Origin of the sequence: Streptomyces humidus, from assembly GCF_014649655.1 — a bacterium.
GTDB lineage: Bacteria > Actinomycetota > Actinomycetes > Streptomycetales > Streptomycetaceae > Streptomyces > Streptomyces humidus.
Map to the genome: position 1 here is coordinate 113,970 of NZ_BMTL01000014.1, position 24,124 is coordinate 138,093.

21 protein-coding genes and 1 pseudogene are annotated in these 24,124 nt (G+C 72.7%); 13 read left to right on the top strand and 9 right to left on the bottom strand.

From position 1 onward, the window contains the following. Window positions 1-24: 24 nt before the first annotated feature. The 10 genes from IE239_RS18210 (at window position 25) to IE239_RS18255 (ending at window position 8,681) form a co-directional block, all read left to right on the top strand. Window positions 25-1,683, top strand: coding sequence for an FAD-dependent oxidoreductase (locus IE239_RS18210; protein ID WP_190150474.1), 1,659 nt, complete (start codon window positions 25-27; stop codon window positions 1,681-1,683). Between the two features lie 133 nt (window positions 1,684-1,816). Then, entirely contained in the window at window positions 1,817-2,392 is a 576-nt protein-coding gene (locus IE239_RS18215; protein WP_190150398.1) for a hypothetical protein, read from the top strand. Between the two features lie 116 nt (window positions 2,393-2,508). After that, window positions 2,509-3,240, top strand: a complete 732-nt coding sequence (locus IE239_RS18220) for a class F sortase (RefSeq protein ID WP_190150399.1) — start codon at window positions 2,509-2,511, stop codon at window positions 3,238-3,240. A 136-nt stretch (window positions 3,241-3,376) separates the two neighbouring features. Further along, window positions 3,377-4,531 carry a SchA/CurD-like domain-containing protein gene (locus IE239_RS18225; protein WP_190150400.1) on the top strand — a complete coding sequence of 385 codons (1,155 nt, stop codon included), beginning with the start codon at window positions 3,377-3,379 and terminating at the stop codon, window positions 4,529-4,531. A 71-nt stretch (window positions 4,532-4,602) separates the two neighbouring features. Next, window positions 4,603-5,046 carry a cupin domain-containing protein gene (locus tag IE239_RS18230; protein WP_229878162.1) on the top strand — a complete coding sequence of 148 codons (444 nt, stop codon included), beginning with the start codon at window positions 4,603-4,605 and terminating at the stop codon, window positions 5,044-5,046. Then, on the top strand, window positions 5,043-6,311 hold the full coding sequence (locus IE239_RS18235) for a beta-ketoacyl-[acyl-carrier-protein] synthase family protein (RefSeq protein WP_190150401.1): 1,269 nt from the start codon (window positions 5,043-5,045) through the stop codon (window positions 6,309-6,311). Before IE239_RS18230 ends, IE239_RS18235 begins: the two co-directional genes overlap by 4 nt. Next, on the top strand, window positions 6,308-7,558 hold the full coding sequence (locus IE239_RS18240; RefSeq protein ID WP_190150402.1) for a ketosynthase chain-length factor: 1,251 nt from the start codon (window positions 6,308-6,310) through the stop codon (window positions 7,556-7,558). Before IE239_RS18235 ends, IE239_RS18240 begins: the two co-directional genes overlap by 4 nt. A gap of 34 nt (window positions 7,559-7,592) precedes the next feature. Beyond that, entirely contained in the window at window positions 7,593-7,847 is a 255-nt protein-coding gene (locus IE239_RS18245) for an acyl carrier protein (RefSeq protein WP_190150403.1), read from the top strand. Between the two features lies 1 nt (window position 7,848). Then, a complete protein-coding gene (locus IE239_RS18250) occupies window positions 7,849-8,328 on the top strand; it encodes an SRPBCC family protein (protein WP_190150404.1) in 480 nt (159 codons plus the stop codon). A 20-nt stretch (window positions 8,329-8,348) separates the two neighbouring features. Further along, entirely contained in the window at window positions 8,349-8,681 is a 333-nt protein-coding gene (locus IE239_RS18255; RefSeq protein WP_190150405.1) for a TcmI family type II polyketide cyclase, read from the top strand. Between the two features lie 97 nt (window positions 8,682-8,778). Here the strand turns inward: IE239_RS18255 and IE239_RS18260 are convergent, their stop codons facing one another. The 6 genes and pseudogenes from IE239_RS18260 to IE239_RS18285 form a co-directional block, all read right to left on the bottom strand. Beyond that, window positions 8,779-9,837, bottom strand: a complete 1,059-nt coding sequence (locus tag IE239_RS18260; RefSeq protein ID WP_229878163.1) for a methyltransferase — start codon at window positions 9,835-9,837, stop codon at window positions 8,779-8,781. 208 nt (window positions 9,838-10,045) lie between these two features. Beyond that, window positions 10,046-11,179: a right-handed parallel beta-helix repeat-containing protein gene (locus tag IE239_RS18265; protein WP_190150406.1), complete on the bottom strand. Its 1,134-nt coding sequence runs from the start codon at window positions 11,177-11,179 to the stop codon at window positions 10,046-10,048. A 116-nt stretch (window positions 11,180-11,295) separates the two neighbouring features. Beyond that, the gene (locus tag IE239_RS18270; protein ID WP_229878164.1) at window positions 11,296-13,572 is read right to left on the bottom strand and encodes a sensor histidine kinase; all 2,277 of its coding nucleotides are present in this window, start codon (window positions 13,570-13,572) and stop codon (window positions 11,296-11,298) included. Window positions 13,573-13,759: 187 nt separating this feature from the next. After that, a complete protein-coding gene (locus tag IE239_RS18275; protein WP_190150478.1) occupies window positions 13,760-14,959 on the bottom strand; it encodes a sugar ABC transporter permease in 1,200 nt (399 codons plus the stop codon). 5 nt (window positions 14,960-14,964) lie between these two features. Further along, window positions 14,965-15,431 (bottom strand): annotated as a pseudogene (locus tag IE239_RS18280) (ATP-binding cassette domain-containing protein); the annotation flags it as partial. 29 nt (window positions 15,432-15,460) lie between these two features. Further along, window positions 15,461-16,549 (bottom strand): sugar ABC transporter substrate-binding protein, encoded by a 1,089-nt coding sequence (locus IE239_RS18285; protein ID WP_190150407.1) that lies wholly within the window; start codon window positions 16,547-16,549, stop codon window positions 15,461-15,463. Between the two features lie 121 nt (window positions 16,550-16,670). Here IE239_RS18285 and IE239_RS18290 point away from each other — a divergent pair, with 121 nt between their 5' ends. Both IE239_RS18290 and IE239_RS18295 read left to right on the top strand, forming a co-directional pair. Then, window positions 16,671-19,019 (top strand): SpoIIE family protein phosphatase, encoded by a 2,349-nt coding sequence (locus IE239_RS18290; RefSeq protein WP_190150408.1) that lies wholly within the window; start codon window positions 16,671-16,673, stop codon window positions 19,017-19,019. Further along, the gene (locus IE239_RS18295) at window positions 19,019-20,104 is read left to right on the top strand and encodes a sugar ABC transporter substrate-binding protein (protein ID WP_190150409.1); all 1,086 of its coding nucleotides are present in this window, start codon (window positions 19,019-19,021) and stop codon (window positions 20,102-20,104) included. The genes IE239_RS18290 and IE239_RS18295 overlap by 1 nt, the downstream gene beginning before the upstream one ends. A 13-nt stretch (window positions 20,105-20,117) precedes the next feature. On the opposite strand, the gene IE239_RS18300 is transcribed toward IE239_RS18295, so the two are convergent. Next, window positions 20,118-20,408 (bottom strand): zinc-ribbon domain-containing protein, encoded by a 291-nt coding sequence (locus tag IE239_RS18300; protein ID WP_190150410.1) that lies wholly within the window; start codon window positions 20,406-20,408, stop codon window positions 20,118-20,120. A 203-nt stretch (window positions 20,409-20,611) separates the two neighbouring features. On the opposite strand from IE239_RS18300, the gene IE239_RS18305 reads away from it, so the two are divergent. Further along, a complete protein-coding gene (locus tag IE239_RS18305) occupies window positions 20,612-21,592 on the top strand; it encodes an SMP-30/gluconolactonase/LRE family protein (RefSeq protein WP_190150411.1) in 981 nt (326 codons plus the stop codon). Between the two features lie 67 nt (window positions 21,593-21,659). Here IE239_RS18305 and IE239_RS18310 read toward each other — a convergent pair whose 3' ends face one another. Further along, a complete protein-coding gene (locus IE239_RS18310; protein WP_190150412.1) occupies window positions 21,660-22,361 on the bottom strand; it encodes a LuxR C-terminal-related transcriptional regulator in 702 nt (233 codons plus the stop codon). A gap of 246 nt (window positions 22,362-22,607) precedes the next feature. Further along, window positions 22,608-23,969 carry a D-alanyl-D-alanine carboxypeptidase/D-alanyl-D-alanine endopeptidase gene (gene dacB, locus IE239_RS18315; RefSeq protein WP_229878165.1) on the bottom strand — a complete coding sequence of 454 codons (1,362 nt, stop codon included), beginning with the start codon at window positions 23,967-23,969 and terminating at the stop codon, window positions 22,608-22,610. Window positions 23,970-24,124: the final 155 nt, after the last annotated feature.

The window sequence follows — 24,124 nt, forward strand, 5'->3', positions numbered from 1 at the left end:
ATCGACGCGCTGGAGGCGAGAGTGATGAACGAACGAGACGAACAGACCGGCACCCCCACCCTCAGGGTCCCGGTCCTCATCGTCGGAGGGTCCCTGGTCGGCCTCGCGACCTCGATGTTCCTGGGCAGGCTCGGAGTGCCGCACCTGCTGGTGGAGCGTCACGCCGGCACCTCCATCCATCCGCGCGGACGAGGGAACAACGTCCGCACGATGGAGCTGTTCCGGGTGGCCGGCGTCGAGCGGGCCATCCAGGACGCGGCGGCCACCCTCGCCGCCAACCACGGCATCCTGCAGACGCCCACCCTGGTCGGCGACGCGGGTGAGTGGCTGTTCCGCGACATCGACCCGGGCGGCGGACTGGCCCGCTTCAGCCCCAGCTCCTGGTGCCTGTGCAGCCAGAACGACCTGGAGCCGGTCCTGCTCGACCACGCGCGACGGCTCGGCGGCGACCTGCGGTTCTCCACCGAGCTGATGTCGTTCGACAGCGACTCCGAGGGCGTCACCGCCGTGGCGAAGAACCGTGAGACCGGTGAGCACCTCACCGTCCGCGCGGACTACCTCGTCGCCGCCGACGGACCGCGCAGCCCCGTCCGCGAGCAGCTCGGCATCGGCCACAGCGGCCCCGGCGACCTGTTCCACAACGTCAGCCTGACCTTCCGTTCCCGCCGTCTCGCCGAGGTGGTGGGCGACCGCCACTTCATCGTCTGCTACCTGACCAGCCCGGACGCCGACGGTGCGCTGCTGCCGGTGGACAACCGTGAGAACTGGGTCTTCCACGCCCCCTGGCACCCCGAACACGGAGAAACCCTCGAGGAGTTCACCGAGGAGCGGTGCGTCGAGCACATCCGGCGGGCCGTCGGCGTCGCGGACCTCGACGTAGAGATCACCGGGAAGGCGCCCTGGCACGCTGCTCAGCGGGTCGCCCGCGCCTACCGGGCCGGAAGGGTGTTCCTGGCCGGCGACTCCGCCCACGAGATGTCGCCGACCGGGGCCTTCGGCTCCAACACGGGCATCCAGGACGCCCACAACCTCGCCTGGAAGCTGGCCGCGGTGCTCGACGGCTGGGCGGGGGAGGGACTGCTGGACACCTACGACGCCGAGCGCCGACCCGTGGCGGAGGCCACCAGCGCCCGTGCCGCCGCCCGGTCCGCCGAGCACAGCCACCCCGGGTTCGCCCCGCCGCCCGGCGCGGGCGGCGGCGGCCCGCAGCGAGGCATCCTCAACGTGGCCCTCGGCTACCGCTACCCGAAGGGCGCCGTCGTCGGCGCCGACCCCGCGGTCCCGGTCGTCCCCGAGAGCCTCGATCTGAGCGGCGGTCCCGGCAGCCGTGCCCCTCACCTGTGGGTGCGACGGGGAGAGGAGCGGATCTCCACCCTCGACCTCTACGAGCGGTCCCTGGTCCTGCTCAGCGACGCCGACGAACCGGGCGGCTGGCACGACGCCGCCGGACGCCTCGCCACGGAGCTCGCGCTTCCGCTCAGGTCGTACCGGGTGGGGTCCGGGCCGGACGCCGACCTGGTGCCGCAGGACGGCGCCGACTGGGCGGAGCGGCACGGCATCGCCCGCGGCGGCGCCGTGCTCGTCCGGCCCGACGGGTTCGTCGCCTGGCGGTCGCCGGGCCCGGACCGGGAGGCGGAGTCGACGCTGCGTCAGGTCCTGAACGCCGGGCTGTCGCTTTCCTGACACCGGGCGCTTCACCCGTGTGAACGCCCCGAGTGGTGCCGCGGCCGCGAGTGGCTGACGGTGGATCACGTCCCGGACGGGTCGACCAGCTGACGAGGTGTCGGCTGCCCGTTCGTGACGGAAGGACCATCAGATGCGTTCTGCTCGCATGATCCTGGCCACCGCGGCCGCGACGGCCGCTCTCGCGGTGGGCGCCCCCGGCGTCCACGCGGCCGACGGGGGCCGGGACCACGACGGCTCGTCCTACAGCAAGGAGGACAGCTCCTCCACCGGCAAGAGCGACGGCTCCTGGTCCGGCAAGCACGACAAAGACGAGAAGGAGGACCACGACGCACCCCACGGCGGCATGCACACCGGCGGCGGCGCACTGACCGTCCTCGGCCAGGACGGCGGCCGCGAACACGGCCAGGGCAAGGAACACGGCGGCCAGGACTCCTCCGCCGGCCAGGAGGAGAACTCCGGGAACGGTGAGGAGAAGGGGGAGAAGGAGGAGAAGGAGGAGAAGGAGGCGTCCGGCGGCTGGAAGGGCAAGCACGACAAGCCCGACGGCGGCATGCACACCGGCGGCGGCGCCCTCGCCGGCCCCTCCCTCACCGCCGGCGCCCTCCCCGGCCCCTTCCGCGCCGTGGGCGGCCTCGGCGCTCTCGCCCTCGCCGGCACCGGCCTCTACGCCCTGCGCCGCAGGAAGACCGCCGGAAACGTGGCCTGACCCGTCCCGGTCGCCACAGCGAAGCCGCGCCCGCCGCGCACGCCCAGCGCGGCGGCCGGCTCGCCTCCCGCGCCCCGCCCCGCACCCGCTGCCGCGCCCGAGTGAGGTAATCCCCGATGGCAGTCCGCCCTTCTTCCTCCCCCTCCCCCTGCGATCCCTCCGGCGGTGAGCCGGGGTCCGCCGGAGAGGGGACCTCCCGCACCGGCCTGATGATGGTCTGCGCCTCGGTCGCCGTGGTCGTGGCGCTCGGCCTGGTCGGCGGCAACGAGGCCCCTCGCGGCACGGCGAGCCCGCCCCACGCCCCGCCCGCCGCCGCGTCCCTTCCGGCGGCCTCCGCAGCGGACGCCCCCGACGCGCAGGCGCCGGGGTCCGACGGCCGGACGGCGGGAAAGCATCTGCCGCGCTCACGGCCCGTACGGCTGCTCATCCCCAAGATCGCGGTCGATGCCCCCTTCACCGACCTCGCCATCGGCCCCAGCGGACGGCTGAACCCGCCTCCGGCGAGCGACGTCAACCTCGTGGGCTGGCACGCCAAGGGCGCCTCCCCCGGGGAGACGGGCACCTCGATCATCGCCGGACACGTCGACACCAAGACGTCCCCGGCCGTCTTCGCACGCCTGAGCGAGCTGAGGAAGGGCGATCTGTTCCACGTCCTGCGGGCCGACGGAACCCGGGCGTCCTTCCGGGTGGACAGCGTGGAGACCTTCGCCAAGGACGACTTCCCCAGCGAACGGGTGTACGGCGACACCGCACAGGCCCAGGCGCGCCTGATCACCTGTGCGGGCGCCTATGACCGGCAGGTCAAGGACTACACGGACAACCTGGTCGTCTTCGCCCATCTCGTCTGAGGTTCACCCGGCCGGTCACCCACGTAGTTCATCCGACTCGCGCGCTCGCGGGGACGGGCACAGGATCGAGGAACGCTGACGTCGCATCACCGCGGCCGACGTTCACTTCCCCCTCCGTGAAGGAGATGTGCGCAGGATGACCACCACGTCCGAACGTGTTGCAGGCTCGCGGACGCGCCAGGCGTCGCAACGCGTCTCCCAGTCCGTGTTCGACGGCTCCCGGCTTCGCGTCGTCCTCCTGGTCGACGTCTACGACGGGGCCCAGCAGCAGTTCCTGGAGGCGTACGAGCAGCTCTGCAACCAGGTCGCGTCCGTCCCCGGGCATGTCAGCGACCAGTTGTGCCAGTCCATCGAGAACCCCTCCCAGTGGCTCATCACCAGCGAGTGGGAGAGCGCCCCGCCGTTCCTCGCCTGGGTCAACAGCGAGGAGCACGTGCGGATGGTGGAGCCGCTGCACAGCTGCGTGCGCGACACCCGTTCGCTGCGCTTCCACGTCGTCCGCGAGACGGGCGGCCCGGCGGACGGCGGGCAGGGCAAGCGCCGGCTCCAGTCGTCGCCCAGGATCGGCGACGGCATGATCCGGCACGCGCTCACCTTCACCGTCAAGCCCGGCAGCGAGGACATCGTCGCCAAGATCCTCGCCGACTACGCCTCACCCGAGCCGAAGGTCGACGACACCACCCGGCTGTGCCGCACCTCGCTGTTCATGCACGGGAACCGCGTGGTGCGGGCCATCGAGGTGCGGGGCGACCTGCTGTCCGCGCTGCGCCACGTCTCCCGGCAGCCCGAGGTGCGGGCCGTCGAGGAGGCCATCAACCCCCATCTGGAGCAGGACCGGGACCTCAACGACCCCGAGTCCGCGCGGGTGTTCTTCACCCGGGCCGCGCTGCCCGCCGTGCACCACGTGACGGCGGACCGGCAGGACGCGCAGGCCGAGCGGTACGCCCTGTGCTACCCGACCCGCCCCGACCGCGGCATGCAGCTGGCCGAGCTGCTCGCCCGGCAGGACGAGGCCGCCGCGGACGACCCCCGCAACCCGGTCCTGCGCAGCACGATCTTCCAGCGCGACGACGTCGTCGTCCGGCTGATCGACGTGCGCGGCGGACTCGACGCCGCCGACCCCGTGCAGGCCCTGGGGCTGGCCGATCCCGAGCAGGTGGCCGAGCTGACCACGCTCCAGGACGACGCGGGCGCGTCCCCCGAGTCCGCCGGGAAGAGCGCCCCCCTCGCGCGGTTCCTTCAGCTCGCGCGCATGGATCTCGTCACCGACCGCCGGTCGCCCGAGGCCTGAGTCCCCATCACGTGGGCAGGGGCGGCCCCCCGCCCCTGCCACGCCGGCGCAGTACACATCGGAGGAACGTCGTGATCACATCCCGTCCCAGAGTCGTGGATCTCAGCGAGGTCGAGCCCAACACCCGGCGCGGCGGCGATCTGCGCGCCATGCTCACCCCCGCGACGGTCGGCTCGACCAGCGGTTTCATGGGCGTCGCGCTCATCAAGCCCGGCGACCGCATCGGCGAGCACTACCACCCGTACTCCGAGGAGTTCGTGTACGTGGTGTGCGGGCAGCTGGAGGTGGACCTCGACGGCGAGGCGCAGGCCCTGCAGCCCGAGCAGGGCCTGATGATCCCCGTCGGCATGCGGCACCGCTTCCGCAACGTCGGCAACGTCGAGGCCCGTATGGTCTTCCACCTCGGTCCGCTGGCGCCGACCCCGCCGCTCGGCCACGTCGACACCGAGGAGACCGGCGCCGAGCCCGTGGTGATCGGGTCCGAGGCGGCCCCACGACGTCAGGTCCGGTCATGACGAGACGTGTCGCGGTCACCGGCATAGGCGTCGTCGCCCCGGGTGGCATAGGCGTGCCGGCGTTCTGGAAGCTCCTGGTCGAGGGGCGCACGGCGACGCGCGGCATCACGTTCTTCGATCCGACCGGTCTGCGCTCGCGGATCGCCGCCGAATGCGACTTCGAGCCGGCGGCCCACGGACTGGACGCCGCCGACGTCGAACGGTGCGACCGCTACATCCAGTTCGCGCTGGCCGCCGGGGCCGAGGCCGTGACCGACGCCGGTCTGGACCTGGCCGCCGAGAACCCCTGGCGGGTCGGCGTCTCCCTGGGCACCGCGGTCGGCGGCACCACCCGGCTGGAGAAGGACTACGTCCTGGTCAGCCACGGCGGGCAGCGCTGGGACGTGGACCACCGCGAGGCGGCCCCGCAGCTGCACCGGGCGTTCACCCCCAGCACGCTGGCCTCGACGGTCGCGGAGCGGTTCGGGGCGCGCGGGCCGGTGCAGACCGTCTCCACGGGCTGCACCTCCGGACTCGACGCGGTCGGGTACGCGTTCCACACCGTGGAGGAGGGCCGGGCCGACATCTGCATAGCCGGCGCCTCGGACTCGCCGATCTCCCCGATCACCATGGCGTGCTTCGACGCGATCAAGGCGACCTCCTCCAACAACGACGACCCCGCCCACGCCTCGCGTCCCTTCGACGCGGACCGCGACGGGTTCGTGATGGGCGAGGGCGGCGCCGTGCTCGTCCTGGAGGAGCTGGAGCACGCCAGGGCCCGTGGCGCGCACGTCTACTGCGAGCTCGGCGGGTACGCCACCTTCGGCAACGCCTACCACATGACCGGCCTCACCAGCGAGGGCCTCGAGATGGCCCGGGCCATCGGGGACGCCCTCGACCACGCCCGGACCGACGCCGGCGCGATCGACTACGTCAACGCGCACGGGTCGGGCACCAAGCAGAACGACCGTCACGAGACGGCCGCGGTGAAGCGGGTCCTGGGCGCGCACGCCTACGACACCCCCATGAGCTCCATCAAGTCCATGGTGGGCCACTCCCTGGGCGCGATCGGCGCGATCGAACTCGTCGCCTGCGTCCTGGCGCTGGCCCACCAGGTCGTGCCGCCGACCGCCAACTACGAGACGCCCGACCCCGAGTGCGACCTGGACTACGTCCCGCGCGTGGCCCGTGAGCGCAAGCTGGGCAGCGTGCTCTCCGTGGGCAGCGGGTTCGGCGGCTTCCAGTCCGCGGTGGTCATGAACCGGCCGAGGGAGAAGACACGATGAGCGAACCCCTTCAACGGCGCGCGGTCGTCACGGGAATCGGCGTGGTCGCGCCCAACGGAGCCGGCACGGAGACCTTCTGGAAGTCCACCAGGGAGGGCATCAGCGTCCTGGACCGGGTCACCCGTGAGGGCTGTGAGCACCTCCCGCTGAAGGTGGCGGGCCAGGTCCGCGACTTCGACCCGTCGGCCGCGATCGAGGAGCGCTACCTCGTCCAGACCGACCGGTTCACGCACTTCGCGATGGCCGCCGCCGACCTCGCGCTGGAGGACGCCGGCCTCGGCCGCACCGAGACCGACGCCGCGCCCTTCTCCGTCGGCGTGGTCACCGCGGCCGGCTCCGGCGGCGGCGAGTTCGGCCAGCGCGAGCTGCAGCAGCTGTGGGGCAAGGGCAGTCGCTATGTCGGCCCGTACCAGTCCATCGCCTGGTTCTACGCCGCCAGCACCGGCCAGATCTCCATCCGCCGCGGCTTCAAGGGCCCCTGCTCGGTCGTCGCCGCCGACGAGGCCGGCGGCCTGGACGCCCTCGCCCACGCGGCGCGGGCCGTGCGCCGCGGCACCGACGTGATCGTGGCCGGGGCGACCGAGGCGCCGATCGCGCCGTACTCGGTCGTCTGCCAGCTCGGCTACCAGGAGCTGAGCACCGTCGACGACCCGGCCCGCGCCTACCGTCCGTTCACCTCCGCGGCCTGCGGCTTCGTGCCGGCCGAGGGCGGCGCCATGGTCGTGGTGGAGGCGGCGGAGCAGGCCCGGACCCGCGGTGCGCGGGTGCGGGCCGTCCTCGCCGGACACGCGGCGACCTTCACCGGAGCCTCCCGTTGGGCCGAGTCCCGGGAAGGCCTCGCCCAGGCCGTCCGCGGAGCCCTGGAGGAGGCGGACTGCGCCCCGGAGGAGATCGACGTGGTCTTCGCCGACGCGCTCGGCGTCCCGGAGGCGGACCGCGCCGAGGCGCTGGCCATCGTCGACGCGCTCGGCCCGCACGGGGCCCGGGTGCCCGTCACCGCGCCGAAGACCGGCATCGGGCGGGGGTACTGCGCGGCGCCGCTGATGGACGCCGCGGCGGCGGTGCTCACGATGGAGCACGGCCTGATCCCTCCGACCCCCAACGTCTTCGACGTCTGCCATGACCTCGACCTCGTGACCGGCCGGGCCCGCACCGCGCAGGTGCGCACGGCACTGGTTCTGAGCCGGGGGCTCATGGGGTCGAACTCGGCGCTGGTGCTCCGGCACGGCGTCGCCGACGCCTCGTAGCGAGGCGCCGCTCAGCAGGAGAGAAGAGGAACCCATGACTGACCGCATCACTGTGGAAGAGCTGGCCGAACTCATGAAGAAGTCCGCCGGCGTCACCGTCGCCCCGGACCGGCTCCGGGAGCCGGACACCGGCTTCGACACCCTCGGCGTGGACTCGCTGGGCCTGCTGGGCATCGTGGGCGAGCTGGAGAACCGGTACGGCACGCCGATGCCGCCCGACGCCGAACGCTCCAAGACGCCCCGCGAGTTCCTCGACCTCGTCAACAGCGCCCTCATGACAGGAGCCTGAGATGTCCGGACACACACAGAACGAGATCACCATCGCGGCACCCCTGGACCTGGTCTGGGAGATCACCAACGATCTGGAGAACTGGCCGCGGCTGTTCACCGAGTACGCGTCCGTCGAGATCCTCTCCCGGGAGGGACGCAGGACGACGTTCCGGCTGACCATGCACCCGGACGAGAACGGGACCGTGTGGAGCTGGGTCTCGGAGCGCGAGCCGGACCGCGAGACGCGCACCGTCAAGGCCCGCCGGGTCGAGACCGGCCCCTTCGACCACATGAACATCCACTGGCGGTACGAGGAGGTCCCGGGCGGCACGCGGATGGTGTGGACGCAGGACTTCGCGATGAAGCCGGAGGCGCCGGTCGACGACGACTGGATGACCGACAACATCAACCGGAACTCCAAGATCCAGATGGGCCTGATCCGGGACCGCATCGAGAAGGCCGCCGCCGAACGCGGCGCCACCGCCGGAATGACCGACTGAGCCGGACGGAGAACGGTTCCATGCACCAGGCCCTGATCGTCGCCCGGATGGCCCCCGGATCGGCTCCCGACATCGCGAAGGTGTTCGAGGAGTCCGACCGGGGGGAGCTGCCGCACCTCGTCGGCGTCGTCCGGCGCAGCCTCTTCCAGTTCGGCGACCTGTACATGCACATGATCGAGTCGGAGCGCGACCCCGGTCCCGCCATCGCGAAGATCACCGGGCACCCCGAGTTCCGGGACGTGAGCGAGCGGCTGTCCGCGTATGTCAGCGCCTACGACCCCGAGACCTGGCGTTCCCCCAAGGACGCCATGGCGCAGCGCTTCTACCTCTGGGAGCGCGAGCCGGCCGGCTGACCTCGCCGACCGTCACCGGTCGCCGGGCCCGCAGCGCTGCGGGCCCGGCGACCGGTGGTCGGGAGGGGAAGGCGGGACGGGCGGGCACGCGGTCGGATCAGCCTGCCACGTGGCAGTCGAACGCGTGCAGATAGGGGTTGACCGGGCTGATGTCGTCGATGACCAGTCCCGCGTCGGTCAGCCGGGAGACCATGCTCTCGGTGGTGTGCTTCGCGCCGCCGACGTTGAGGAGCAGCATCAGGTCCATGGCGGTGCTGAACCGCATCGACGGCGTGTCGTCGACGAGGTTCTCGATGACCACGACCCGCGCTCCCGGCCCGCCCGCCTCGCGGACGTTGCGCAGCGTGCGGGCGGTGCTCTCGTCGTCCCACTCCAGGATGTTCTTGATCACGTAGACGTCGGCCTGCACCGGGACGGCCTCGCGGACGTCGCCCGGCACGACGCGCGCGCGGTCGGCGAGGTCGCCGCCCGGGAGCAGCCTCGGCACCGCGTTCTCCACCACCCGGGGAAGGTCGAGCAACGCCCCCTGCATCGTGGGGTACTTGTCCAGCAGGCTCGCCACCACGTGCCCCTGGCCGCCGCCGAGGTCGGCGACGGACGCGGCGCCCGACAGGTCGAGGAACTCCGCGACGTCCCGCGCCGACTGCACGCTGGACGTCGTCATGGCGCGGTTGAAGACGTCCGCCGACTCCGGGGCGTCCTCGTTGAGGTAGGGGAAGAACTCCTTGCCGTACAGGTCCCGCACGACGTCGCGGCCGGTGCGCACGGCCTCGTCCAGCAGCGGCCAGGCGTCCCAGGTCCAGGGCTCGGTGCACCACAGGGTGATGGCGCGCAGGCTGTTCGGGTCGTCCTCGCGTAGCAGCCGGGAGACGTCGGTGTGCGCGAACGTCCCGTCCGCCTGCTCGGCGAAGACGCCGTAGCAGGACAGGGCCCGCAGGAGCCGCCGCAGCGGCTTGGGCTCGGTCTTCACCGCCGCCGCGAGGTCCGCCACCGGCATCGGGCTGCCGCCGAGGGCGTCGGCGACCCCGAGCCGGGCGGCCGCGCGCAGGGCGGCGGCGCACGCCGCCCCGAACGCGAGCTCCCTCAGCCGCATGGACGGGGGCGGCGCCCCCGGCGCCGGCGGGTCCGGGAGCTTGGGAGGCTGAACGGTCGTCATCTGCCGCCTTCTTTCTTTCCTGCGTGGATTCCCGATGTGTGGTGAGTGCCTGGAGTGCCTGGAGTGCCTGGAGTGCCCGGAACGCCTGCGCTGAGCGGCGCCTTGTGTGCCCCCGTGCACGGCGCTCGGGGCCCGGGGCCCGGGGATCACGCGACGCGGGGCGTCCCCGGGGCGGGCGGGTCCGTGAGCGGCTGCGGTCGGTGGCCGCTCAGCACAGGCCCGCGGGCCGCGACGTCCGGCACGCGTTGCCTTCGAAGGTGTTGCCCTTGCCGGCGATGTCCGTGACGACCAGGTCCGCGGGGGAGTTGCCGCGCAGTGCGTTGTCGCTGATGCGGTTGCGGTCGCTGGTGGTGCCCACGAAGCTCTTGAACAGGACGATGCCGCCCGAGAGGGGGGACGTGCCGACGTTGTCCTCGATCAGGTTGCGGGTGATCAGGCTGTCCTCGGCGCCGGTCAGCACGATCCCGGAGCCCTGAAGGGCGTCCAGCCGGGCCGTCTTGGGGCAGGACTTGTTGTTGCGCACGATGCGGTTCTCGCGCACGGTCACGAGTCCGGCCTTCGGCTTGTTCTCGTCGCCGACGACGAAGACCGCGGCGCAGTTGCCGGTCAGGTCGTTGTGCGCGACGGTCAGGTTGCGCAGCCTGCGGACGGTGACGCCGATCCGGTTGCCCTCCAGCCGGTTGCGCTCGACCACCGTTCCGTCCGTGTCCGTGGCGCCCTGCTCCTCCTTGACGCTGTTGGCGAGGAACAGGCCCGCGTCGCCGTTGTCCCGGGCGGTGTTGCCCCGGAACACGCCCCGCACCGAGCCCTCCTGGGCGATGCCCCACACCCCGTTCTTCACCGCGGTCACGTTACGGACGGTCAGGTGGTCGGTCGCCGTGGCGTGGACGCCGGTCCGGGTGAAGCCGGAGACGGTCAGGGCGGCGACGGTGACGTCCTTGACGCGGTGGTCCTTCGTGCCGACGACGCAGATGCCGTTCCCGTCCGCGGCGCAGGCGCCGGCGGCGGCGCCCGAAGCCTTCCCGGTGCTCGCGGCCTTCGCGGCGCCCGCGGCCTTCGCGGCCCCCGCGGCCTTCCCGGTGACGGCGGCCGGCTCGAGCACCGTGTGCCGACCCATGCCGCGCAGGGTCAGCCCGGGCGTGCTCAGGGTGACGCTCTCGTGGTAGACGCCGAAGGTCAGCAGAACCGTGTCGCCGGGCTCGGCGGCGTCCACCGCCTTCTGGATCGATTCCCCCGGAAGGACCAGGTGGACGGTGCGTCCCGCGACGGGCGGGGCGGCGCCGAGCCCCGTCCCGAGGAGCGCCGCCGTGCACGCCAGATATGCGATATGGCATTTCTTCATATTGCTGACGTTATGACCGTCAAGGCCTCAGTCCAGCGGGATGGGCCGTCCGGCGGCGTGTCCCGCCACCGGACGGCCCATCCGGCGGGGTCGTCGCGGTAGCGGGGGCCGTCGGGTCAGCGGGAGCGGCGGCCGCGGCTGCCGGAGGCGCGTCGGGGGAGGGGCCGGGGGCGGGCCGCGGCGGGGGAGGACTCGGCTGCGGGCGGGGGCTCCGCGACGGGCCCGGTCCCCGCCGACTCGTCCTGCCAGGCCTCGTAGTCGCTGAACGCGTCGCCGGAGTCCGAGCCGCCGCCCAGGGAGGCCATGACGTCCGCGTGCCGGGACTGCGGGACGTTCGTGATCCTGGCCAGCGTCAGCGTGTCGGAGTCGGGCCGGGCGTCGGGGGAGCGATGGGTGAGCGTGTCGGGCAGCATGACGAGGGACGTCGTCCCCGACCGCTCGCCGGACGGGCGCAACTGCACGCGTATGCCGTGCCGTTCGGCGAGCCGGCCGACCACGAACAACCCCATGTGCTGGGAGATGCCGACGTCGACGGTCGGCGGATTGGCGAGCTTGTGGTTGATCATCGCGAAGTCGTCCGCCGCCAGGCCGATGCCCTCGTCGTGGATCTCGACCATGATCCGGCCGTCGGGCAGCCGGATCGCGGTCACCCGCACCTCCGAGCGGGGGGACGAGAACGCCGTGGCGTTCTCCATCAGTTCCGCCAGCAGATGCACGAGGTCGGTCACGGCGCGGCCCTGGATCTGCACCTCGGGCAGTCCGGAGAACTGGATGCGCTCGTACTGCTCCACCTCCGAGGAGGCCGCGCGGACGACGTCGACCAGTGGCAGCGGCTGGTCCCACGCCTGCGCGGGCTTCTCGCCGCCGAGCACCAGGAGGTTCTCCCCGTTGCGGCGCACGCGGGTGGCCAGGTGGTCCAGCCGGAAGAGGTTCTCCAGCTGCTCCGGGTCGGCCTCGTTGTCCTCCAGGCTGGTGATCAGGGCGATCTGACGCTCGATCAGGGACTGGTTGCGGCGGGAGAGGTTGGTGAAGATCGCGTTGATGTTGCCGCGCAGGAGGGCCTGTTCGGCGGCCAGCCGGACGGCCTCGCGGTGGACGTGGTCGAAGGCCCGTGCGACCTCGCCGATCTCGTCGGTGGTGTCGATCGGGATCGGCGTCACCCGGGTGTCCACCGGGTCGGCGTCGGGCTGCGCCATCTGGTGGATCAGGCCCGGCAGGCGCTGTCCGGCGATCTCGATCGCCGAGGCGCTCAGGCGGCGCATGCCGGTGCTCATCGTCCGCGCCACCCAGGAGGCGAGAAGGAAAGCGGCGAGCACCGCGGCGAGCACGAGAGCGGCGTTGGTGATCGCGTCGCGCCGCGCGTCGTCGGCGATGTCCTGGGCGCTGGCCAGCGCGGCGTCGGTGAGACCGACCTGGACGCTCCGGTAGGCGTCGAAGCCCAGGGTGGACGCGGCGAAGAACGACTCGGGGGTGACGCCCTTCGTGGCGAGCTCGCCGACCGGCTTCCCGGCGGCGATCTCGGTGATCATGTCCGCCATGGGGGGCGGGCTCACGTACGGGCGGCCCGCCGCCGCCGCCTTCGCTGCGGCGGCGGCCTGCTGCTGCTCGCCGCGTGCCTCGGCGGCGGCCAGCGCCTGCCTGAGCCTCGCCATGTCCTCGGCGGTGCCGGCTCCGGCGTACTCCTGGAGCCCGACCTGCTGGAGATAGGCGTACGAGCGGAACGAGGCGAGCTGGGACTCCAGTTCTCCCGCGGCGAGTCCGGCACGGTCCTCCACCAGCAGGTGGGTGCCGATGGACCGGATCAGGGACTCGGTCGCCTGCGTCAGGGACACGGCGTAGAGCGTCCGGCCGAAGCTGGTCCGGTTGCTGCTGCCGTAGCCCAGCTCGTTCGAGAGCTCCATCAGGGGGTGCTGGACGGCGTGATAGCTCTCCTCCGTCCGCACGCCGCTCATCCCTGCGGTGAACGCGTTGGCCCGCACCGTGCCGAGCTGACTCTCGCCGTTCCGGACCAGCTGGACGCGCCGCAGCAGGCCGCTGGTCTTCGGCATCCGGGCGACCGCGCGGCCGAAGGCCGCGGCGTCCGCGTCGGTCGTCCTGCGGGCCTGGACGACCGTGTCCGAAGTCCTCTTCTCCCTCAGCAGGGGGATGACCGACACATCGCGTTCGTTGATCGCGTCGCTGGCGTACTTGTTCGCCGTCTGGACGAGTTCGGCAACCCTGACCGCGTCGTCGGCGTCCTGCCAGGTGTCCACCGAACGTTTCACCCGCACGCCCCCGAGCACGAGGGCCACGAGTACCGGGATGAGCAGGACGGCCCGCAGCCGTCGGCCCACCGGCCAGTTGCTGGTGAGGGACCTTCTTCGTCCCTCCGCTGTGGGTGAGTTGTTCGGCACCGTCGTCCTATCGCCTGGAACGCGTCGCGCGTGACGCGCCGTTCTCCCCTCATTACGGTGCGACGGGGGCGCCGCGTTCAAAAGTGTTGCAAGTTTCACCAAAGCCGGATCGCGGTCACTCCGGTCCGGACAGCCGCCACGCACAGCCGGACGGCGGCACCTGTCCGCACCAGGTCGCTCCCGCGCCTCAGGTCCGCCCGCGCGTCTCCTGAGGGCGGCGCGCCAGCGAGTCGATGACCACGGCGGCGAACAGTACCCCGCCCGTGATCACGAACTGCACGGCGGGCGGGGTGTCCGTGATCGCCATGCCGGAGGCGATCGACTGGATGACCAGCATGCCGAGCACCGCCGACCAGGTCGTGCCGCGCCCGCCGAACAGGCTGGTGCCGCCGATGACGGCCGCCGCGATGGCGTTGACCAGCAGGACGCCCGACCCCGAGGTCTGGCTCACCGAGGTGATCCGCGAGGCCAGGAACAGCCCGCCGACCGCGGCCATCGTGCCGGAGGCCGCGAGCACCGCCGTCTGCACCCAGGTCACGTCGATGCTCGCGCGGCGGGACGCCTCGAGGCTGCCGCCGACCGCGTAGACCTGCCGCCCGTAGTGCGTGCGGCGCAGCACGACGTCGAGGACCGCGACCAGCAGCAGGAAGATCAGCAGGGCCAGCGGCAGCCCCTGGAACCGGTTGAGCAGAAACGCGACGGCGAACGCGAGCACCGCGACGCCCGCGGTGCGCATCAGGATGCCGCGCAGCGTGCGGTGCGGCATGCCGAGGGCCCTGCGGCGGCGCCGGTCCCGGTCGGACACGAGGAAGACCGCGCCCGCGGCGACCGCCGCCAGACCGTAGGCCACGGCGTCGTGGGTGAAGTAGTAGCTGGTCAGCCGGGCGACCAGCCCGTTCTCGTCGAGGCTGACGGTGCCGCTGTCCCCGAGCACGGCCAGCATCAGGCCGTTCCAGGTGAGCAGCCCGGCGAGCGTGACCACGAACGCGGGCACCCGGGTTCTGGCGACGGAGTAGCCCTGGACCGTCCCCGCCCCCGTGCCCACGAGCACCGCGACGACGAGGGCGAGCCACTCCGGCACGCCGTTGTTCACGTTCAGCACGGCGAAGACCGCCGCCGCCAGGCCGCTGATCGACCCGACGGACAGGTCGAGCTGCCCGAGCAGCAGCACGAAGACGATGCCGACCGCGATCAGCCCCGTCCCCACGATGTCCACGCTGAGGTTGGACAGGTTGCGCGGCGAGAGGAAGTTCTGGTTCAGGCACTGGAAGGTGATCCAGACGACGGCCAGGACGAGGACGACGGGGAGCGACCCCAGCTCGCCGGCGCGCAGTCTGCGCCGGACGGCCGCGACCGCGCTCCGCGCGCCACCGGCGACGGCCTGCATGATCTTCACCACCCCGCCTCCCGGCCGGCCGGCCGGCGGGGCACGTTCTCCGTGGCGCCGGTGATGGACGAGACGATCTGCTCCTGGGACGCGGTGTTCACGTCGAAGAAGCCGTTGTTGCGACCCAGCCGCAGGACCGCGGCGCGGTCCGCGAGAGCCTTCACGTCGCCCGGGTCGTGGCTGATGAGCAGGACGCCGAGACCGCGGTCCCGCAACCGGTCTACCAGGTCGAGGGCCTCGGTGGTCTGCTCGAAACCCAGCGCGGCCGTCGGTTCGTCCAGGAGGAGCACGCGAGGGTCCCCCAGGAGCGCGCGGGCGGGACGACCGTCCGGCGCCGACCGCTGGAGAGGGACGCGAGGGGGCCGCGCGGATCGGGCAGCCCTCCGGTCGGCCGTTCCGGCAGCTGCCTCGTACGACGCTCCGCCTCCACCTCGTCCAGGAACCCGGACCGGCGGACCTCCCGGCCCAGGAACCACGGAAAACAACTCCTCGGTCGGCGGATCAGGTCAGCCCGGCCCTGGCGCAGGCGGCCCGCAGCCGGGGGACGCAGATCTCCCCGACCGTGTGCAGACCGTCCTTGACGACCGTGTCCCGGATGTTGTCGGCCGTCACGGACACCGGGGCGAGCAGCACCGAGGCGACCGCCTCCCCGCCGCGCGTCGGCACCTCGCCGGTGGACACGGGTCCGAGGCTCTGCCCGCGCGCCGCCGCCACGGCCATGGCACCCCCCGCGGCGGCCTCGGGGCCGAACGGTTTGAACACGGTCATGTACTGCTCGCCGGCGACGATGCGCCGCAGGGCCGAGAGTTCGGCGTCCTGCCCGGTGACCGGCGGCAGCGGACGGACCTTGTTCGCCTTCAGGGCGGAGATGCTCCCGCCGGCGAGGCCGTCGTTGGCCGCGTAGACGCCGTCGAGGGGCTGGTCGCCCAGGGCCGCCAGCGCGCCGGCCATGTTCAGGTGGGCGATCTCCGCCCGCCACTGCGGGGTGTCGTAGGCCTTGCCGATCTTCACCTTCCCGTCGAGCACGGACAGCGCGCCACGCCGGAACGCCCGGGCGTTGGGGTCGCCGGGGTCGCCGTTCATCATCACGATCCGAGCCCCGGGCACCTTGTCGCCCATCGCCTTCAGGAGCGCGCGGCCCTGGAGCCTGCCGACCTCCACGCCGTCGAAGGAGACGTACCCGGAGATCGGCCCCTCGGCGAGGCGGTCGTAGGCGATGACGGGGATGTCCGCGGCGCGGGCCGCGGAGACGGTGGGGGCCAGCGCGCGGGCGTCCACGGGGACGAGCACGACGGCGTCCACCCCCTTCGTGATCATCGAGTCCATCTGTTCCTGCTGGAGTGCCACATCGCCCTTGGCGTTGGCGTGTTCGACCGTGCAGGTCGCGCACAGCTCCCGGATCCGCTTCTCCAGCAACGGCCTGTCCTGCGTCTCCCAGCGCGACGTCGTGGCGTCCGGCAGCAGGAGACCGATGCGCGGACCGCTCCCCCCGGCAGGACCAGCGCCCTTGTCCGCCCCGCAGGCCGCCAGCACGATCGCGGTGCAGACGGCGGTCACGACGGCCGCGGTGTCACGCATACGGGCCTTCATGGGCGATACCTGCCGTAGATGACAATAAGGTGGAAATGTTCGGTTGATCTGTATATGCGATTCTGGTGGGTGGGTGCCCCGATCTCAACCTGTCGGCACCTGCGGCGGGACGGGAGGTACGGTGCGCAGATGCCTCGACCGGGCCCTGACCTTCGCCGGAGCGACGCAGGCCGCGGTCTACGCGCCCGCTGCCGGCGACGGGGAGCTCCGGCTCCTGGACGCGGCCGGAGACGCTTCCTCCGAACCCGGGCCGCCGGACCGTCTGGCGCTGTCCGGCGACTCGCCCGCCGCGCGCGCCTACTGGACCGACCGGTCCCTGTGGCTCGCCGCCGGCACCCCGCTCGGCGCGCTGCCCCTGGTCGCGGACGGCAGACGGCTGGGCTGCCTGGTCGTCCAGGGCGCCTCGGCGGACGGCTTCGACGTCGAGCAACGCCGGTTCCTGGAGCGTTACGCCGAAGCGCTCGCGGTGCTCCTGCGACCGGTCGCGGACCCGCCCGCGCCGGCCCCGCTGCTCGCGCCCGCCCTGCGCAGCCTGCGCGTCGGCTCCTTCGTCCTCGTCCCGGACACCGGCCTGATCGAGGCCGACGAGACGCTCCTGGACCTGGTCGGCATCACCCCTGACGACTTCGACGGCAAGGTCGACACCCTCCTCGCCCACGCCCTGCCCGAGGACATGCACGCCCTGATGTCGGTCCTGGAGCCGTCCGCCCAGGCCTCCGTCCGGCGGGACCTGGAGTTCCGGGTCCGCGGCCCCACCGGCGAGATGCGCTGGCTGAGCCTGAGCTGCCGCGTCGAGGCGGGCGTCCCCGAGGGGCCCGGAGAGGTGCTGGGCGTGGTGACGGCCACCCCGGTGCTGCGCCGTGGCTCCGACGACGTCGCCCGCATCCAGTGGCTGACCGCCGCACTCGACGACGCCGCCACCGTCCGCGACGTCGGCCGCGTCGTCGTCTCCGCCCTGCGCGAGCCGCTGGGCGCCGACCGGGTGGCCCTCGCCGCGCTCCAGGACGACCGGCTCATGGTCACCGTCCTCGACCCGCCCCGGCCCGCCGCCTGGCCGGAGGTGTGGCGTTCCGAGTGGCGCACGGAGTGGCCCGACGCGCCGCTGCGAGCCCTGCCCACCCTGCAAGCAGCCCTGGCCGACGGCCGGATGGACCTGTGGCCCGCCGGCACCGAATTCGAACCCGGACTGACCGGTGTCGGCGACGGCGGCCTGGCCGTGCTGCCGCTGCCCGCCAAAGGCCAGGTCGCCGGCATCTGCCTGGTCGGCTGGGAACGCGCGCACGAGTTCGTCCCCGAGGAACGCTCCCTGCTCACCGCCACCGCGGCCCTCGTCGGCCAGGCCCTCAAACGGGCCCACGCCCACGACGCCGAGCAGGAACTCGCCACGATGCTCCAGCGCAGTCTGCTGCCCCGGCGGCTGCCCGAGCTGCCCGGCGGCACCGCCGTCGCCCGTTATCTGCCCGCCAAGCGGGGCCTTCAGGTCGGCGGCGACTGGTACGACGTCATCGCCCTCTCCGAGGACCGGGTGGCGCTGGTCATCGGGGACGTCCAGGGACACAGCGCCGGCGCCGCGACGATCATGGGCCAGATGCGCACCGCCGTCCGGGCCTACGCCATGGAGGGCCACCCTCCCGACGTGGTCGTCTCGCACGCCAACCGGCTCCTCGTCGCCATGGAGACCGACCTCTTCGCCACCTGCTGCTATGCCGAACTCGACATGGAGGAGGGCAACACCCTCTTCGTCCGGGCCGGCCACCTCGCCCCCCTGGTCCGCCGCCCCGACGGCGCCACCGAGGAGATCGAGGTCGAGGGCGGGCCCCCGCTGGGCATCCTCGCCGAGGCGGACTTCCCCATGACGGCCGTCGAACTGTCCCCCGGCACGGTCCTCGCCCTGGTCACCGACGGTCTCGTCGAGGCCGCCGACCTGCCCCTGGACGAGGGCATGCGCCGCACCCGCGCCGCACTGGCCGCGGCCGACCCCGCGGACCCGGGCGCCATGGCCGACGCGCTGCTCGGCGACGCCGGCCGCCGCGAGGACGACGTGGCGCTGCTGCTCCTGCGCTACGACGGCATGAAGACCCGCCCGATCCGGTCCGGCTGGATGGTGTGGCGGCTGCCCGACGCCGTCATGCACGCCCGCCGCTTCACCGCTCGCACCCTGCGCCGCTGGAAGGTCCAGGAGGCGGCCGACGCCGTGCTGCTGGTCGTCTCCGAACTCGTCACCAACGCCCTGGTGCACACCCAGGGACCGGTCCGGCTGGACCTGATCCTCCGTGGCGACCGGGTGCGCGTCTGCGTGAGCGACTCCTCCCCGCGGGCCCCCGCCAAACCCGTCATCGTGGACTGGGAGTCGACCGGCGGCCGTGGCCTGCTCCTCGTCGAGGCCATGTCGGAGTCGTTCGGCTCGGTGCCGGTGGCCGGAGGCAAACAGGTGTGGAGCGAGATCGCCGTGCCGCAGGGAGTGATGTGATGATCCGTCGGCAGCGCGTCGTCGCGGTGCTCGCCGCGGCCCTCATGACGATCCCCCTGGCCGCCTGCGGGGACGGGGGAGGGCAGAAGCCGGCCCGGGAGGGCTTCACCGTGGGTCTGCTGCTGCCGAGCCGCACGGTCCCGCGCTGGGAGCATTCGGACCGGCCGCTGATCGAGGCGCAGGTGAAGAAGCTGTGCCCCGGCTGCTCGCTGGAGTACGCCAACGCCGAGAACGACGTGACCAGACAGCGGCAGCAGATGGTCTCCATGGTCACCAAAGGGGCCAAGGTCCTCATCCTCGACGCCGCCGACACCCGTGCGGTCCGCTCCTCCGTGCAGGAGGCACGCCGGGCGGGCGTCGACGTCATCGCCTACGACCGCCTCGCCGAAGGCCCGGTCACCGGCTACGTCGGCTTCGACGCCCGGCACGTCGGCCGGCTCCAGGGCGAGGGGCTGCTCGAGGGCATGGGACGGCGGTCCGGGGGAGCCGGCGTCGTCATGATGAACGGCGACCCGGCCAGCCCCAACGCCGCCCTCTACAGGAAGGGAGCCCTGTCCGTCCTCACCGGCAAGGTGAAGATCGCCAGGTCCTACGACACCCTCGACTGGAGCGCCCAGAACGCCCACAACAACATGTCCGCCGCCATCGCCGCCCTCGGCCCGGACCGGATCGACGGGGTCCTCGCGGCCAACGACTCCATCGCGTCCGGCGTCGTCGCCGCCCTCAAGAGCGCCGGCGTCACCAAGTTCCCGCCCGTCACCGGCCAGGACGCCGACCTCGACGCCGTGCGGCGCATCGTCGCGGGGGAGCAGTACATGACGGTGTACAAGCCGTTCAAGGACGAGGCGGCCGCCGTGGCCGCCATGGCGGTCGCCGTGGGGAAGGGCGAGGATCCCGCCGACAGCGCCACCACGACCACCGACAGTCCCACCACCGCCCGCATCCCGTCGGTCCTGCTCACCTCGGAGCCGGTGACCGTCGACGACATCCAGCGCGTCCTGGTCGACCGCGGCGTCTACACCGTCGCCCGCATCTGCACCCCCGGGCTCCGGGCCGCCTGCGACCGCGCCGGACTCACCCGCTGAGGGACGTCGTCCGTCAGTGCTGGTGCGGCTGCTGCTGCGGCCGGCCGTACGGCTGGTCCGTGCCCGGGCCCGCTCCCTGTGCCGGCAGCTGATCCGCCTGCTCCCTGGTCACCTTCTGCTCGGCGCCGCAGAACGTGCACTGCGTGGCGTACTTCGTCGAGATCGGGAACAGCGGCACGAAGAACAGCGTGAACTTCGTGACCCGCTTCCTGAGGGTGTGGGCGGCGGGGTTGCCGCAACGGCCGCACACCAGCGTCAGTATCGCGAGCTGGTACAGGTATCCCTTGGTGCCGAAGATGATCACGCTGTGCTTCCTTCTGGAGGAGTGCCGGTCTGCACGCACAGTCTGCTGCATGACGTCACCCGCGTGAGCGGCAGGCGGGTCCTTGCCCTGCGCCACGCGGGCGATCTCCCGGCCATGACTGCGGCGGCCGCCGCCGGTGCGACGCGATGGTCGTCTGGCCGCCGCACAGCGGCTTTCCCGACGTCCCCGCAAGGAAGGCTCCCATGCCCCGAGTCACCCGTCCTGCGGTCGCCACCGCCGTCGCCGTCGCCCTCGGCCTGCTGGCCGCGGCGCCCGCCACAGGAGGCGAGCCGACCGTGTCCGACCCTCGCGTCGTCGCTCACTTCCAGCTCGCCCGGGGAGAGACACCGGAGAACATCGTGCTCGAACCCGACGGCTCCGCCGACCTGACGTTCTCCACCGCCCGGCAGGTCGTGAACGTCACCCGGCAGGGCCGAACCCGTGTCCTCGCCACCCTGCCCGCCGTCGCGAACCCGAAGACCCCGGTCGTCCGCGCGGCCGTCGTGCTCGGCATCGCCCGCGCGCGGAACGGCACCCTCTACGTCAACTACGCCACCGGCACGGCCAGGACCGGCATCTGGCGCGTCGACCCCGACGGCAGCGCACCCCGTCAGATCGCCGAACTGCCGCCGAACGGCTTCCCCAACGGCCTCGCCCTCGACGAGCGCCGGGGCGTGCTCTACGCCGCCGACTCGGTGCGGGGCACCGTCTGGCGCGTTCCGTGCCACGGAGGCGCCCCCACGGCCTGGGCCACGGGAGCCGCGCTGGAGCCCCGCAACGCGCCGCCCGCCGCCCGCGTCGGAGTCAACGGCCTGCGGCTCCACCGCGACGCCGTGTGGGTGTCCAACACCAACGCCGGGACGCTGCTGCGCATCCCCGTGCGTCCGGACGGCTCCGCCGGCGCGATCGAGACCCGGGCGACCCGGCTCTACGCGATCGACGACTTCGGCTTCGTCGAGCGGCGCCGGGACACGGCTCTCGTCGCCCTGACCGGCGGCAACGAGGTCGCGCTGGTCCGCCCGGACGGCACCCACCGCGTCGTCCTCACCGCGGCGGACGGGCTCTCCGCCCCCACCTCCGTCGCCGTCCGCGGCCGGACCGCGTACGTCACCAGCGCCGCGTACTTCGCCCAGCGGGACCCGAACCTGCTGCTCGCCCGCGTGCACCAGCGCGCCCGCGACTAGAGCCCGCAGTGCACGACGGTCCCGTTCCCGGGGTGCGGGGCGGGGCCGTGGCGGGGCGGTGCCGTGTTCAGGCCGCGGGGTGCACCAGGCCGTACTCGTAGGCGAAGGCGACCGCCTGGACCCGCGCGCGGGCGCCGATCTTGGCCAGGATGTGGCTGACGTGGGACTTGACGGTGGTCGGGGCGATGGACAGGCGCGCGGCGATCTCCGCGTTGGACCAGCCGGAGGCGACGGCGGCCAGGACGTCGCGTTCGCGCTGGGTGAAGGCGTCCGGTCCGATGGCCCGCTCGACGGGCCGGGGGGTGCGGTCGTGGCGGACGGTGTCGATGAGCGCGCGGGTCAGCTCGGGGGTGATGGCGGCGTGCCCGGCGGCCACCACCCGGACGGTCGCGGCCAGTTCGCCGGAGGTGGCGTCCTCCAGGAGGAATCCTCCGGCACCCGCGCGCAGGGCCGCGTAGGCGTGTCCCTGATCGTCGGTGGAGGTCAGCACGAGCACCCGCGGCGCGGGACCGGCCGCCGGCGCGGCGGGGCGGCCGACCGCTGTGAGGTGCGGGGGCCGGGCGATGCGGCGGATGATCTCGACGTCCTCGCTCCGGGGGCGGCGGCCGCCCATCAGGACGACATCGGGCCGCAGCGCGGCGCTCAGGCGGACCGCCTCCGCTCCGTCGGCGGTGTCGCCCACGACGGTCAGATCGGGCTCGGCTGTCAACAGCATGCGCAGGCCGAGGCGTTGGAGGGACTGGTCGTGCACGATGAGTACGGAGGCCATGGCTGTCGTTCTCCATGCGGTGGGGGCGGACGCCTAGGAACGAAACTGTTTCGTTCACTTGCAGGTCAGCGTAGCCCTCGTGTGGTCATCGAAACGACATCGTTCTCTTGTGGTATGCGTCACAGTCGAACGGGCCGGGAACGCGCGGACGGGCCGACTCCGCCGGAGCCTGCCCGTCCGCGCGCTGTCGCTGTCGCTGTCGTGCCTCGGCTGTCCCGTCCCGTCCTGGGCTGTGCTGTCCGCCCGTCAGGCCCAGCAGCCGTTGACGGTGGCCGCGAGGCCGTCCATCGCGTCCTTGATGGCGCTCGCCTCGGCCGTGGAGCCGTTCTCGACGAACGAGAAGACCTTCCACTTGCCGTCCTTGCCCTGCGTCAGTCCGCTCAGGGCGATGGCCCCGGTGAGGGTGCCGGTCTTCGCGCGCACCTTGCCGACGGCGCACTTGGAGTTCATGTCGTCGAACCGGCCCCACTCCGGGCCGAGGGTGCTGCCCGCCTCGCCGGCGACGGGCAGCCCCTCGCGGATGGAACCGAGGGTGCGCGCGTAGCGAGGCTCCGTCAGCAGCTCCAGGATTTCCGCGAGGGTGGCGGCCGGAATGCGGTTCGCGCGCGAGAGGCCGCTGCCGTCGTAGATCTCGAAGTGGTCGAGGGACACCCCGTACCGCAGGCTCAGCACCTGGCGCACCACCTCCGTGCCGCCCTCGAAGGTGGCCGGGCGGCCCGTGGCCAGAGCGGTCGCCCGCAGGAGCGTCTCGGCGATGTCGTTGTCGCTGACCTTGATCATCTTGTGGACGATGTCCGACAGCGCGGCCGACCGGTGCTGAGCCACGGGCACGTCGCCGGCGCCGGCCGTCGCGCGGGTGACGGCGCCGTCGACGTCGACCCCGGCCGCGGTGAGCTTCTGAGCGAAGAGCTGCCCGGCGTCGAGCGAGGTGTCCTCGACGTGACGCCCGTCGACGACGAGCGCGCGCACCGGGGCGACGGAGTCGGGGTAGTAACCGCTGTTCCACCCGTTTGCCAGGGTCGGCTCGGGGAACAGGCTGTCGTCCACGGCGACCTTCACCGTCGTCAGGCCCGCCGCCTTGAGGCCGGCGACCGCGGTGCTCGCCATCTCCGCGAGGTCGGCGCCGGTCAGCGTCCGGTCCCCGCCTCCGACGAGGGTCAGGGTGCCGCCGCCGTAGACGACCTTCGTGGTGAACCGGTGGTCCGGGCCCAGCACGGTCAGGGCGGCGGTCGCGGTGGCGAGCTTGGTGTTGGACGCCGGCATCAGCGCGGTCGCGCCGTTGTGGTCCCACAGGGTCCGGCCGGACGCGGAGTCGAGGACCACGCCGCTCACGTCGGGCCCCAGCCGCGGGTCCAGCACCCGGGTTCCCAGGTTCGTGACCATCTGCTGGTCGTCGGCGCCGAGGCCCTCACCCGGCGCGGTGTCCTTGGCCGTCGTCCCGACGCCCTTCCCCGCGGCGAACGCCGAGGGGGCGGCCAGCGCCGCCGAGGTGAGGGGAACGGCGAGGGCGAGCACGAGGGCCCGGCGCAGACCGACGCCGCTCTGTCCGGGTCTGCGATGCCGGCGGCTGCCGCCCGGGACGAAGGAATCGGGGGAGGCATCCGCCATTATGTCGTTCATTTCGTGGTCTCAAGGCTTTCGTGTGGGGCCTGCGCAAGAGAGAATTCCGGCGCACCTTACCACCCGTCATCCACGCCCCGTGGGCTGTGCATTCGAGAGCTGACGGATTTTCAGCGACCGGAATATCCCACCTTTCTCACCCC